This is a genomic window from Duganella sp. Root198D2, from assembly GCF_001428585.1.
GTDB lineage: Bacteria > Pseudomonadota > Gammaproteobacteria > Burkholderiales > Burkholderiaceae_D > Rugamonas.
On the sequence record NZ_LMIC01000001.1, the window covers coordinates 544,952 to 556,914 of the forward strand.

Here is an 11,963-nt window from a genome sequence, read left to right on the forward strand (position 1 = left end):
TGGAGGGAGTTGCGGCTGCGGCGCGCAAGTGCTGCAGCCGTTTTTTTCGGAGGTGCGGCATGGGCGGCTACCGGCCGGGATTGCTGGACCGTTTGCTGGGGGCACAGCCCGGCGCGCGTTTCCTGTCGCCGGAGCAGGTGAAGGAAAGCGTGGCGCGCGACCTCGAAGCGCTGCTGAACACGCGCACGGCGCTGCCAAGGCAGCTGCTGCAGGCGTACCCGGAATGTGCAGGGTCGATCCTGAATTTCGGGCTGGCCGATTTCGCAGGCCTGTCGCATAGCAGCAGCGAAGACAGGCTGCGCATCTGCAGCAGCATTCGCCAGGCCGTCGAAAGGCATGAACCGCGGCTATGCAATGTGCAGGTGACGCTGGCCGAGCGCAACGGTACTGTCAACCGCATCGATATCGTCATTGCCGGCATGCTGCGGGTGCATGGCGCAAACGAAGCCGTCAGCTTCAGCGCCGCCTTGCAGCCGTCATCGCTGCATTATTCCATCAAGCGCGGAGCCATTGCATGAGCATTCAACTGAAAACCCTGATTGGAAAACTGAACGACACCTGCCGCACCGGTGCCACCCGCGCCGCAAATATCGCTATCGGCATGGGGCACGGCGAAGTGGATGTGGAGCACCTGCTGCTTGCGCTGCTGGAACAGCCGGAATGCGACCTGCAGGCGATAGCGCGGCGCAGCGACGTCAGCATGAGCGCACTCGAAGCGGACTTGCGGCGCGAGCTGGCCGGCGTGCGCATTGCCGCGACCCGTGTTCCGGTATTCGCGCGGCGCCTGCAATTATTGCTCGAGCATGCCTGGCTGATTTCCTCGCTGGCCCTGCCGCAGCCTGACCAGGTGCGCAGCTGCCATCTGCTGCTTGCCTTGTTGACCGAATCGGAGCTGTCGCAGCAGGCGGCCCGAATTTCGGGCCTGTTCGCGCGCTTCCCGGTCGATGGCCTGAAGCACCGCATGGAAAAGTACGTCGCCGGCTCGGTGGAATGCGCGCTGCCGGCTGCGACGCAGGACGGGGCGGCGCAGCTGGCCGCATCGGCGCCGGCTCCGGCGCTGGCGCAATATACGGTCAACCTGTGCCAGCTGGCGCGCGAGGGCAAGCTCGACCCGGTTATTGGGCGCGCGGCGGAGGTGCGCCAGTTGATGGACATCCTGCTGCGCCGGCGCCAGAATAATCCGATACTGACCGGTGCCGCTGGCGTGGGCAAGACTGCGGTGGTGGAAGGCCTGGCCTTGCGCATTGCGGCGGGCCAGGTGCCGCCGCCCTTGCGCAGTGTGGCCCTGCACGCACTTGACCTGGCGCTGCTGCAGGCCGGCGCCAGCGTGCGCGGAGAGTTCGAAGCCCGCCTGAAAAATGTGATCGACGAGGTTCGCCGCAGCCCGCACCCTATTGTCCTTTTCATCGACGAAGCGCATACGATGATTGGCGCCGGCGGTGCGGCAGGGCAGGGCGACGCCGCCAACCTCCTGAAACCAGCCCTGGCGCGCGGCGAGTTGCGCACGATCGCGGCAACTACCTGGAGCGAGTACAAGCGCTTTTTCGAGAAAGATGCCGCCCTGGCGCGCCGCTTCCAGGTCGTCAAGGTCGAGGAGCCGGACGAGGATACTGCGGCAGGCATGCTGCGCGCGATGGTGCCGCTGATGGAGCAGCACTTCGGCGTGCGGGTGCGGGACGACGCGGTGACGGCCGCGGTGCGCCTTGCGCATCGCTACATCAACAGCCGCCAGCTGCCCGACAAGGCGGTTGGCGTGCTCGATACGGCTTGCGCCCGCGTGGCACTGGGGCAGTGCGCTTTGCCGGCCCTGCTGGAGGATGCAGCCTGCCAGATCGAGCGCCTGTCGGCGCGCATCGCGGCGCTGGAACGGGACGCGTCCTGCGGCGCCGGCGCCGCCGATGCGCGACCTTCGGCGCTGCCGGCGCTGCGCGACGAGCGGGGCAGCCTGCAAGCCTGGCATGCGGAGCTGGCGGCGCGACACGAGCGCGAGCGCGACCTGTGCGCCCGCGTGCTCGCGCTGCGGCAGCAGGACGACGCTGGCGCAGCGGCCGAGATGCAGCAGCAACTGCAGGCGCTGCAGCGCGAGACGCCTTTGGTGCCGCTGGAAGTCGATCGCCACGTCGTGGCAGGCGTGGTTGCAGCGTGGACCGGGATTCCGGTCGGGCGCATGCTGCGCGACGAGATACGCACAGTGCAGCAGCTCAAGCCTGCGCTGGAGTCGCGGGTGCTGGGGCAGCCGCACGCCGTCGAAAGCATCGTGCAGCGCATGCGCACTGCGCGTGCCGGGCTCGATGATCCGCGCCAGCCGAAAGGCATCTTTCTTCTGACCGGACCGTCCGGCGTGGGCAAGACGGAAACCGCACTGGCGCTGGCGGACCTGCTGTATGGCGGTGAGCGCAAGCTGGTGACCATCAATATGAGCGAATACCAGGAGCCGCACAGCGTGGCGGGCCTGAAAGGTTCGCCGCCCGGCTACGTTGGCTATGGCGAGGGCGGCGTGCTGACCGAGGCGGTGCGGCGCAATCCTTATTGCGTGGTGCTGCTGGACGAAGCCGACAAGGCCCACCCGGATGTGCTGGAACTGTTCTACCAGGTCTTCGATCGCGGCGTGCTGGAAGACGCCGAGGGGCAGATGGTCGACTTCAGCAACACGGTGATCGTCCTTACCGCCAACCTGGGTTCGGGCGCCATCATGCAGGCCTGCCTGAACCGCGGCGCAGCGCCGCTGCCGACGCCGCAGGAACTGGACGCGCTGCTGCGGCCGCACTTGGCGCGGCATTTCAAGCCGGCCTTGCTCGGGCGGCTGCAAGTGCTGCCGTACTACCCGATTTCAGACGAAGCGCTGGCGCAGGTCATTGCGCTGAAGCTGGGCCGGGTCGGCCAGCGCATCAGCGAGAACCACCATGCTGAATTCTGCTGGGACGATGCGCTGGTGCAGGCGGTGCTGGCGCGCTGCACCGAGACCGATTCGGGCGCGCGCAATATCGACAGCATCCTGCATGGCAGCCTGCTGCCGGGCGTCGCCGATGTGCTCCTGGCGCGCATGGCCGAGGGCCTGCCCGTGGCGAAAGTGAAGGTGGGCGTGACGCGCCAGGGCCAGTTTAGGATTACCACCAGATAGGAGGGCGTATGTTCACCACTGAGGACTTGCTGGTGCCGGTCAGCGTCGGCCAGCCGTGCGGCGAGGACGTTTCGTTCGACGCCTGCATGGATGCGATTGCGGCCGCTCGGCGGCAAGACGACCCGACGCTGGAGCAGGGCGAGTGGGCCGTTCCCTTGCATAGCGCCGACTGGCCGCTGGTGGCCAATCGCTGTGCCGAGCTGCTGCGCTTGCGCAGCAAGGACCTGCGCCTGGCCGTGTGGCTGGCGGAGGCACGGGCGCACACCCACCGCATGCGCGGCCTGGGCGATGGCTTCCTGCTGCTGGCCGGCTTGTGCGAACGCTTCTGGGAGCAGCTGCATCCCTTGCCCGACGGCGGCGGGCACGAGCTGCGCAGCGGCAGCCTGGCCTGGCTGCTGGCGCGCACGCCGGCGCTGGTGCAGGGCTGCGCGGCCGATGACGATGCCGAAGCCGGCCTGCAGGATGCGCGGCATTGCCTGGCCGGGTTACAGCGGCTGCAGGCGGCGGTCGATGCCCGCCTCGGTGCGGATGGCCCGGCGTTCGGGCTAGCGCGGGACGCAGTGCAGCGTGCGCTCGAAGATGCCGAGCGCACCGCGCCGCCAGGCCGGGCGGTGGAGCCCACCGCCATTGGCGGCGCGGCCGCAGCGAAGGCGTGCGCGCCGCGACCCGGCGCGCCGGGCCAGCCCGCCATGCCGCAGACGCGCGAGCACGCCCTGGTGCAGCTGCGCCTGGTGGCCGAGTTCTTCCGCCGCACGGAGCCGCACAGCCCTGTTGCCTACCTGGCGGAGAAGGCCGCCAACTGGGGCGAACTGGCGCTGCACGAATGGCTGCGCGCCGTGGTCAAGGATCCGGCGCAGGTCGCGCAGCTGGACGAGCTGCTCGGCGCCGCGCCGCAGGCCTAGTGTATGATCCGCGGCATGAACACCATGCCGCGGCGACCCCAATGCGCCACCTGCCTGCGCCCCGCCGCCACCTGCATCTGCCATTGGGCGGCGCCGGTGGCGAGCACGGTCGAAGTCCTGATCCTGCAGCACCCGATGGAAGTGGACAACGCCAAGGGCAGCGCGCGCCTGCTGCACCTTTGCCTGCCAGGCAGCCGGATCGAAGTGGGCGAACAGTATGATGAGGCGGCGCTATGCGCCATGCTGGGCGCCGGTGGCCGCCAGCCGGTACTGCTGTACCCTGACACGCCGGACGAACGCTCGCTCGGCATCGCCGCGCCGCCGCCGTTCAGCGCGGCCTTGGCGCCGGCCCGCATCCAGCTGCTGGTGCTGGACGCCACCTGGCGCAAGAGCCGCAAGATGCTGTACCTGAACCCGGCCCTGCAGGCCTTGCCGCGCCTGCCGCTGCGCGCCACGCCGCCGTCGCATTACCTGATCCGCAAGGCGCATGCGCCGGACCAGCTGTCGACGCTGGAGGCGACCTGCTACGCGCTGGCGCAGCTGGAGGGCGACGCGCAGCGCTACCAGCGCGTCATCGCCGCTTTCGACGGCTTCGTCGCGCAGCAGCAGGCGCAGGCCGCGCGCGGCGCCAGCGCTAGCTGAGAAGCTTCAGGCCTGGCGGCAGCGCTTCGCCCAGCATGCGCTGCTCGCTGGCCTGGTCCAGCTGGAGCACTTCGCGCACCATGGCCGGCCAGCCGGGCGGGGCGCCCGCCGCCAGCAGCCGCTGCACCACCTCGGCACGCAAGGCGTGATTGATATCGCGCGAACGGTCGCCCGTCATGCGCGCCAGGTGCGCCGCCGCGAAGCCTGCCGGTTCCACCTTGCGCCAGTCCAGCTGCATCACGGCCTGCAGCCATTGCTCCACCGTTTCGCGCGGCGCGGCATCGTGCGCGCTGCCGTGGAACGGGCGCCGGGCGCCGACCCGGCCCAGCGCCCACAGATAGCGGGTTTGGCTGGCAAGGTTCTTTGCTTTCGGCAGTTCGCCCACCATCCAGTTGCCGATTTCGGCCTTGTAGGCCGACGGGATGCGCTCCAGCGAAGCGCCCAGGCGCAGCATGTCCTCTTCGCTGCCGTTGACCAGGGTAGCGGGACGGCGCCCGCGTTCGGCGGCATCGGCCTGCAGGTTGAAGGCGAAGTCGTCCAGCAGGCGCAATTGCGCTGCCGGCGGCAGGCCGCCGCAGACGCGGCGCCACAGCGTCCACCACTCGGCGCAAACCTGGTTGTCCCGGTGGTACTGCACCCCGGCTTCGAAAATTGCCCAGAGCTGTTCGATGCGCCACTCGTCCAGCGGGTGGCCGTAGCCCGGGCGCAGGCAGTAGCCGGCCAGGTTCATCCAGGCGCGCTCGTGTTCTGCCGAGCGGCGGCGTCCTTTGGCGCGTTCCAGCAAGGCGTCGAACAAGCGGCGCAGCACGGGCGTCGCCCAGCGTTCGCGGCTGCCAAGCAGGTGTTCGAGCTGGCCGCGCAGCTGCCGCACTTCCCGGGCATCGACTTGCAGCGCGCGGCTGCCGAAGATGCGCTCGACTTTCTCCAGCGCCTCGCTCAGGCCTGCCGGCAGCGCGGCCGCGGCGGCGCCATCCAGGCCATCTGCGCCATCCGCGCCTTCGCCGCCGGCATCGTCCGCGCCATGTTCGCGCAGCTGGAATTCGAGCTGCCAGCGTTGGCCGTTGCCTTCGCAATGCACTTCCAGCGTGCCCACTTCGGTCAGCGAGGCCGCCAGCTGCACCGTGATTTCCTTGCGTGCGCCGGCATCCCGGCTGTCGCGCAGGACGGTGGCGATGGCCGGCAGCGCGGCCAGCTCGTCGGGGGCCAGGTCGGCCACGGCGCCCGCCTGCGGCGGCACGGCGTCGGCCAGGGTAGTGGCGATGTGGAAGCGCACCGGGCGCCCCAGCCGCAAGGCGAAGCTGCGCGCATCCAGGCGTACTTCGCTGCCGCTTGCGCTGCCGCGCGGCAGCAGGCAAACAGCGCGGCGCGTGACGCCCGCAGCGCGTGCATTATCGAGCAGCAGCCAGTAACTGCGCGGTGAGCCGCCGGCGATGGTGGGCGCCAGGCCTTGCCGGCCCAGCGCGTAAGCTACGCCGCCGCGTGCCACGGCGACATCCGGGTCTTCGTTGCGCAGCACGCGTACTGGCTGGCCGCGCCATGCCGCCAGCGTGCTGCTCAGCCGCTCGGCCAGCCTGGCTGCGCGGAACACGCCGCCGTTCAGCAGCAGCGTATCGGGAACGGGCAGCTTGCCGTCGTCCGGCAGCCCCAATGCCTCGCGCGCAGCAGCTGCGTGCTGGCGCAGGAAGCCGGCCAGGTGGCGCGTGACGGCCGGATCGCCGGCGTAGGGCAGGCCGAATTCGACGATGCCGCCGCGCCTGGCCTGCGCCGGCTGCTGCGCTTCGTTGCGCGGAAAGAAGCCGTCCAGCACGATGCGCTCCGCGTCTTCCCGTCGCAGCGCGACGGAGCGGCTGGCGCCGATCAGTTTCGAGCCGGAGCCAAGCAAGGTCACGCTGACCTGCTCGGGCGCGTCGGCCGCCAGCAGGGCTTCCTTGGCCGCGCGGCAGCGTTCGGTAAGCTGGGCGAGGCGGCCCGCCGACAAGCGCTGCGGCGCGGCCGTGCCTGCGCTGCTGCCGCTGTCGGCGCAGAGGCGCTGTTCGACCAGGTGCGCCAGCGCCAGGTCCATATTGTCGCCGCCGAGGATCAGGTGGTTGCCGACGCCGATGCGCGTCAGCTGCGGCCCGCCGCCGGCCATCTCCACCTTGACCAGCGTGAAGTCGGTGGTGCCGCCGCCGACGTCGGCCACCAGCACCAGCCGCGCTTCGGCCAGTTCCTGCGCCAGCGAAGCGCGGTGGCGGTACAGCCAGTCATACAAGGCCGCTTGCGGCTCTTCCAGCAGGCGCAAAGCCGGCAGGCGGGCCATGCGCGCAGCTTCCAGCGTGAGCGCCCGCGCGCCCTCGTCGAAGGAGGCGGGAATGGTCAGTACCACTTGCTGCTGCTCCAGCGGCGCGCCGGGAAAGCGCGCATCCCAGGCCGCGCGCAAATGCGCAAGATAGCTCGCGCTGGCGGCAACCGGCGACACGCGCGCCACGTCTTGCGCAGCGCCCCACGGCAGGATCGGCGCCATGCGGTCGACGCCGGCGTGCGACAGCCAGCTCTTGGCGCTGGCCACCAGGCGGCCCGGCACCTGCCCGCCCAGCTTGCGGGCCAGGCGGCCAATGACCGCGCCAGGCGGCGCATCCGCGACCGCCGGTTCCGGCCAGGGCAGCTGCAGCTCGCCATCGGCAAACTCGCCGGCGCCAGGGTGGTAGCGGGACGAGGGCAGCAGCACGGCGCCGCCAATTTCGCCGGGCGCGGTGAGCTGCTCCACTTCGAACAGCTGCACGTCGCCGCCCGGCGCGGCAAAAGCGAGCACCGAATTGGTGGTGCCCAGGTCGATGCTGACCAGGTACTGCGTCATTGGCCCTCGCCACCGCCGCGCACGTCGAATTCGACCTTCCAGCGCTGACCGTCCTGCGCCACTGCCTGCAGTTCCAGCGTGCCGGATTCGCTGGCGCAGGCATGCAGGCGCACCTGCACCGCTTCGCCAACGGAACGGCCTTCCGGCGACAGCGTAGCCTGGATTTCGTTGAGCTCGACCAGTTCCTCCGGCGCCCAGAAATCGAGCACGGCGCCGATCTGGTCTTGGCGGCGCACGGAAGAACCGAAGAAGCGGAAGTGCACCGGCTCGCCCACCACCAGGCCGAACTCCTGGCCTGGCAATTCCAGCTCGCTGCCTTCTTCCATGCCGAACGGCGCCACGCACAGCGCCTGGATCGGCGGCTCCATGCCAGGGATGGCGGGCATCGACGATTCCACCGCAACGTAGTAGGAGCGGGCCGTGCCGCCGCGAATACGCACGCCGGCGCCGCGCCGCACATAGCTGTAATAAGCCGCGCCGCGTGCCACTGCCAGGTCCAGGTCGGCGCCGCCGAGCATGCGTGCCGGTTGCGCCCCTTCCATGTACAGCCAGTCGTTGATGGTTTCCATCACGCGCTTGGCCAGCAGTTCGGACTTGAATACGCCGCCGTTGAACAGCACCGCGCTCGGGTGCAGGAAGGTATGCGCCGGGTTGACGGCAAAGCCCTCCAGTTGCGCCGTAGCGCCAGCCTGGCGCGCCAGGAACGCTGCCAGGTGCCTGGTGATTGCCGCATCCTGCGCGTAAGGCAGGCCAAGCTGGGTCAGGCCGGCGCGCGCGCGCACGGCCGGGCGCGCGGCCGCTTCCACTTTCGGGAAGAAGCCATCGGTGATGAAGGTTGTGACTTCGGCGCGCGTCAGCTCGGTGCGGATCGAGCCGCCGATCAGCTTCGAACCGCGGCTTGGCACCACGATCGGCCAGGTTTCCGCCTGGGCATTGGCCAGCAGGTTTTCCTTGGCCGCGCGGCAGCCGTAAGTGAGCGCGCGCATTTGCCAGGCGTCGAGCTGGCTGCCGTTGGCGGCCAGCTTGCGCGCCACCAGGTGCGCCAGCGCCAGGTCCATATTGTCGCCGCCCAGCAGGATATGGTCGCCCACGGCCACGCGGTGCGGCTCCAGCTTGCCGTCGCGCTCGAGGATGGCGATCAGCGAAAAGTCGCTGGTGCCGCCGCCCACGTCCACTACCAGGATAATGTCGCCCGGCTTGACGTCCTTGCGCCAGCGGCCATCGCTGTTCTGGATCCAGCTGTACAGGGCCGCTTGTGGTTCCTCCAGCAGCGTCACGTTGTCGTAGCCGGCTGCACGCGCCGCTTCGGCGGTGAGTTCGCGTGCGGCAGGATCGAACGATGCCGGGATCGTGACCGTGACTGCCTGCTGCGTGAAAGGTGCGTCCGGATGGGCGTTGTCCCATGCTGCGCGCAGGTGCTTCAGGTAGCGCGTCGATGCTTCCAGCGGCGACACGCGCGACACCTCTTCCGGCGCGTCATGCGGCAGGATGGCGGCGCGGCGGTCCACCCCAGGGTGGCACAGCCAGCTCTTGGCGCTCGATACCAGGCGGATCGGCGTGGTGGCGCCGCGGCTGCGCGCCATTTCGCCCGTCACCGCGGCCTGTCCATCGGCAGTGGCCCAAGGCAGGGCCAGTTCCCCGGCAGCCAGTTCGTCCGGGTGCGGCAGGTAGAGGAAGCTTGGCAGCAGCGGCAGTTCTTCCACCGTGCCGGGCGCGGTGAGCTGGGGCACGCCCAGCACGCCGTGCCGGGTTTTTTCGCCATCGCTGCCGGCCAGTTCTACGTAGGACAGCGCGCTGTGGGTGGTGCCAAGGTCGATGCCGATGGCAAAACGCGGCTCGCTCACAGTTCCACCTCGGCCGGTGCCAACACGTTGGCGTCATGCGCTTCCGCCAGTTTAGGCAGGCGCACGCTGGAAGCGCGCCAGCCGCGGTGGCTCAGGGTGCCGGTAAACGGCGCCTTGCCGACCACGTTGCCGGTCAGGCGCACGGAGGAGGCGTCGAAGCCTTCCGGCAGCGTTACGCGGCTGCCTTCCGCTTCGCTGCGGACGGCGTCGATGCTGAAGTGCTCGCGCAGCACCTTGCCGCAGCCTTCATGCACCAGGCGCGCAGCAGCGCCAATGTCGGCGTCCGAATAGCCGGACAGGTCTTCTTGCGTGAAGTCGATCAGGCGTGCTTCGCGCTGGAACAGCGACAGGAGCTGCAGTGCTGCATCGGGGGTGGCTTCGCGCAGGAGCGCGGCGGCCGGTGCCGGGGCTGCGGCTGGGGCCGGGACGGGGGCCGGGACGGGGGCCGGTTGCGCGGCAGGGCCAATGCCGTCGTCACGCACGCGTGCGGCGAATTGGGCATCGCCCAGCGTTTTGAAAAAGGCGCCAAAGGCGAGGGAAATCCTGCTCCCAAAGGAGGGCAGATTGTTCGATTTGCTCATGTTATTGCTCTTTGAATGTCGGGGGATATCCCGGAGGAGTGCGCATGATACCAGCTTGGCTTGCAGCCGCGGCACGGGCAGTTTAGAATACTGTACAAACATACAGTAATGTATAGGGGCGCGCCATGCAGGACCATGAACTGGAAGGGCAGGTGATACTGCCGCCGCAATCGCTGAAGGCGAAAAAAGGGCGCGGCGCGGTATCAAACATGCAAGGCAGGTACGAGCTGCAAGAGCGCGAAGCGTTCGATGACGGCTGGGCGCCGGATCCGGACGATGCCGAGGCCGAATTGCGTCCGCCGCGCACCATCGTCACTGCCGAAACGGCCAAGACCATCCTCACGCGCAACCAGTCGCCCGATATTCCGTTCAGTGTTTCGCTGAACCCTTATCGCGGCTGCGAGCATGGCTGCATCTATTGTTTTGCCCGCCCGTCGCACAGTTACCTCGGCCTGTCGCCGGGCCTGGATTTCGAGACCAAGCTGTTTGCCAAGGTGAATGCGCCGGAATTGCTGCGCGCGGAGTTGTCCAAGCCGGGCTACGAAGTGGAGTCGCTCGCGCTGGGCGTGAATACCGATGCCTACCAGCCGTGCGAGCGCGAATACCAGCTCACGCGGCGCGTGCTGCAAGTGCTGGCCGAGTGCAATCATCCGGTTGGCCTGATTACCAAATCCTCGCTGATCGAGCGCGACATCGATATCCTCGCGCCAATGGCTGAGCGTAACCTGGCCGCCGCATCGATCACGATTACTACGCTCGACAGCAAGATCTCGCGCACCCTGGAGCCGCGCGCCGCTGCCCCAGCGCGCCGCCTTCGCACGATTGAATCGCTGGCCAGGGCCGGCATTCCGGTCGGCGTCAGCATCGCGCCGATCATCCCCTTCGTCACCGAGCCCGATATCGAAAAAATCATGTCCGCCGCGCGCGATGCCGGCGCCGTGATGGCAACCTACGTCGTGCTGCGCCTGCCGTGGGAAGTCAGCCCGCTGTTCAAGGAATGGCTGGAAGCGCATTTCCCCGACCGCGCCGAGCGCGTGATGAACCGCGTCCGCGACATGCGCGGCGGCAAAGACTACCAAGCCGATTTCGGCTCACGCATGCGCGGGGAAGGGGTGTGGGCTGACCTGATCCAACAGCGCATCGAAAAAGGCATCACCCGCTTCGGCTTCCACGGCCGCCACAGCAAATTCCGCTCCCTCGATTGCACCCAGTTCAAGCGCCCCGACTACATCCCTGCCTCCGGCGCCCGCGCCCGTGCCGCAGCCAAAGCTGGTCAGATGGACCTGTTCTAAGTCGAGTTCGCGTTTCGGCACCCGCACAGGGTGGCCTGTGCGCAGCTGTCGCGGACTACTACTGAAAGCTACTGAAAGAACTACTGAAACTACTGAAATTTGAGCTTTTCGGCCTTGGTAGCGCTCTAATGGGAAAAATTTCAGTAGCTTTCAGTAGTAGTTACCGAGGGCGCGCAGAGGACAGCAGCGCGAGGTGGCTTTCTATCGCGTGCACGTGCTCATCATGGTGGCCCATTGCGCGCAGGGCGGCGGCCAGGCGCAGCAGGTATTCGATGTTGGGGCCGCTTGGACCGGAGGCGGACGCGATATGGCGGGCGATTTCTTCAACCGTCGCCTCGCCCAGCCAGGCGGCGTTGTCGGCGGCAGCTATATAGATCAGGCCTTCTTCCACGCTGCCGGCCTCGAAGTGAATGTCGATCGCCACCCGCAGGTAACCGTTTTTCTCGCGATGGTCGAGGTGCGCGAATTCTTCCGGCGTGACGAGGTAGGCCATGCCGTGGCACACGGCGCCTTCGGACGGAACCAGCGTGGCAACGCGGCCCGGCGCATCGGGCGTTCCGCGATGGTCATGCGAGCCCTGCCAGAAGCGCCGCGACCAGCCGAAGATGTGCGCCGGCCGGCGTTCGATGAAGGGGAAGTCCGCCTTGTAAATCAGCGAGCCATAACCGAACAGCCACACCTCATGGCGGCCGTCGAACTTGTCCATTGCCTGGTTGGCTTCAATCGTATTGTGCGACATACGGCG

Annotated in this window: 9 protein-coding genes; 5 read left to right on the forward strand and 4 right to left on the reverse strand. The window is 68.3% G+C overall.

Translation table 11 applies throughout. The features are described 5' to 3' along the window. The first annotated feature begins 59 nt into the window (after positions 1 to 59). From tssE to ASE26_RS02515, 4 genes are read left to right on the forward strand one after another with little or no spacing between them, the layout of a single operon-like run. On the forward strand, positions 60 to 518 hold the full coding sequence (gene tssE, locus ASE26_RS02500) for a type VI secretion system baseplate subunit TssE (protein ID WP_055935469.1): 459 nt from the start codon (positions 60 to 62) through the stop codon (positions 516 to 518). Continuing rightward, positions 515 to 3,121, forward strand: a complete 2,607-nt coding sequence (tssH, locus tag ASE26_RS02505; RefSeq protein ID WP_057245533.1) for a type VI secretion system ATPase TssH — start codon at positions 515 to 517, stop codon at positions 3,119 to 3,121. The genes tssE and tssH overlap by 4 nt, the downstream gene beginning before the upstream one ends. An 8-nt stretch (positions 3,122 to 3,129) precedes the next feature. Then, the gene (locus tag ASE26_RS02510; protein WP_057245534.1) at positions 3,130 to 4,023 is read left to right on the forward strand and encodes a type VI secretion system ImpA family N-terminal domain-containing protein; all 894 of its coding nucleotides are present in this window, start codon (positions 3,130 to 3,132) and stop codon (positions 4,021 to 4,023) included. 15 nt (positions 4,024 to 4,038) lie between these two features. Then, a complete protein-coding gene (locus ASE26_RS02515; RefSeq protein ID WP_229207259.1) occupies positions 4,039 to 4,665 on the forward strand; it encodes a tRNA-uridine aminocarboxypropyltransferase in 627 nt (208 codons plus the stop codon). Here the strand turns inward: ASE26_RS02515 and ASE26_RS02520 are convergent. From ASE26_RS02520 to ASE26_RS02530, 3 genes are read right to left on the reverse strand one after another with little or no spacing between them, the layout of a single operon-like run. Continuing rightward, on the reverse strand, positions 4,658 to 7,501 hold the full coding sequence (locus ASE26_RS02520) for an Hsp70 family protein (protein ID WP_057245535.1): 2,844 nt from the start codon (positions 7,499 to 7,501) through the stop codon (positions 4,658 to 4,660). The genes ASE26_RS02515 and ASE26_RS02520 overlap by 8 nt on opposite strands. Continuing rightward, positions 7,498 to 9,345 carry an Hsp70 family protein gene (locus ASE26_RS02525; protein ID WP_055935479.1) on the reverse strand — a complete coding sequence of 616 codons (1,848 nt, stop codon included), beginning with the start codon at positions 9,343 to 9,345 and terminating at the stop codon, positions 7,498 to 7,500. The genes ASE26_RS02520 and ASE26_RS02525 overlap by 4 nt, the downstream gene beginning before the upstream one ends. Beyond that, a complete protein-coding gene (locus ASE26_RS02530; protein ID WP_057245536.1) occupies positions 9,342 to 9,926 on the reverse strand; it encodes a DUF2760 domain-containing protein in 585 nt (194 codons plus the stop codon). The genes ASE26_RS02525 and ASE26_RS02530 overlap by 4 nt, the downstream gene beginning before the upstream one ends. 125 nt (positions 9,927 to 10,051) lie before the next feature. Between ASE26_RS02530 and ASE26_RS02535 the strand changes: the two genes are divergently transcribed. After that, the gene (locus ASE26_RS02535) at positions 10,052 to 11,218 is read left to right on the forward strand and encodes a PA0069 family radical SAM protein (RefSeq protein WP_057245537.1); all 1,167 of its coding nucleotides are present in this window, start codon (positions 10,052 to 10,054) and stop codon (positions 11,216 to 11,218) included. Positions 11,219 to 11,378: 160 nt separating this feature from the next. Here the strand turns inward: ASE26_RS02535 and ASE26_RS02540 are convergent, their stop codons facing one another. Continuing rightward, positions 11,379 to 11,957, reverse strand: a complete 579-nt coding sequence (locus tag ASE26_RS02540; protein ID WP_057245538.1) for a gamma-glutamylcyclotransferase — start codon at positions 11,955 to 11,957, stop codon at positions 11,379 to 11,381. Positions 11,958 to 11,963 lie beyond the last annotated feature (6 nt).

What these genes read in the sequence shown, in the direction of transcription:
- ASE26_RS02530 (WP_057245536.1), bottom strand. Translation starts at nt 9,926, where the DNA reads ATGAGCAAATCGAACAATCTGCCCTCCTTTGGGAGCAGGATTTCCCTC.
- ASE26_RS02535 (WP_057245537.1), top strand. Translation starts at nt 10,052, where the DNA reads ATGCAGGACCATGAACTGGAAGGGCAGGTGATACTGCCGCCGCAATCG.
- ASE26_RS02510 (WP_057245534.1), top strand. Translation starts at nt 3,130, where the DNA reads ATGTTCACCACTGAGGACTTGCTGGTGCCGGTCAGCGTCGGCCAGCCG.
- ASE26_RS02540 (WP_057245538.1), bottom strand. Translation starts at nt 11,957, where the DNA reads ATGTCGCACAATACGATTGAAGCCAACCAGGCAATGGACAAGTTCGAC.
- tssE (WP_055935469.1), top strand. Translation starts at nt 60, where the DNA reads ATGGGCGGCTACCGGCCGGGATTGCTGGACCGTTTGCTGGGGGCACAG.
- ASE26_RS02515 (WP_229207259.1), top strand. Translation starts at nt 4,039, where the DNA reads ATGAACACCATGCCGCGGCGACCCCAATGCGCCACCTGCCTGCGCCCC.
- ASE26_RS02520 (WP_057245535.1), bottom strand. Translation starts at nt 7,501, where the DNA reads ATGACGCAGTACCTGGTCAGCATCGACCTGGGCACCACCAATTCGGTG.
- tssH (WP_057245533.1), top strand. Translation starts at nt 515, where the DNA reads ATGAGCATTCAACTGAAAACCCTGATTGGAAAACTGAACGACACCTGC.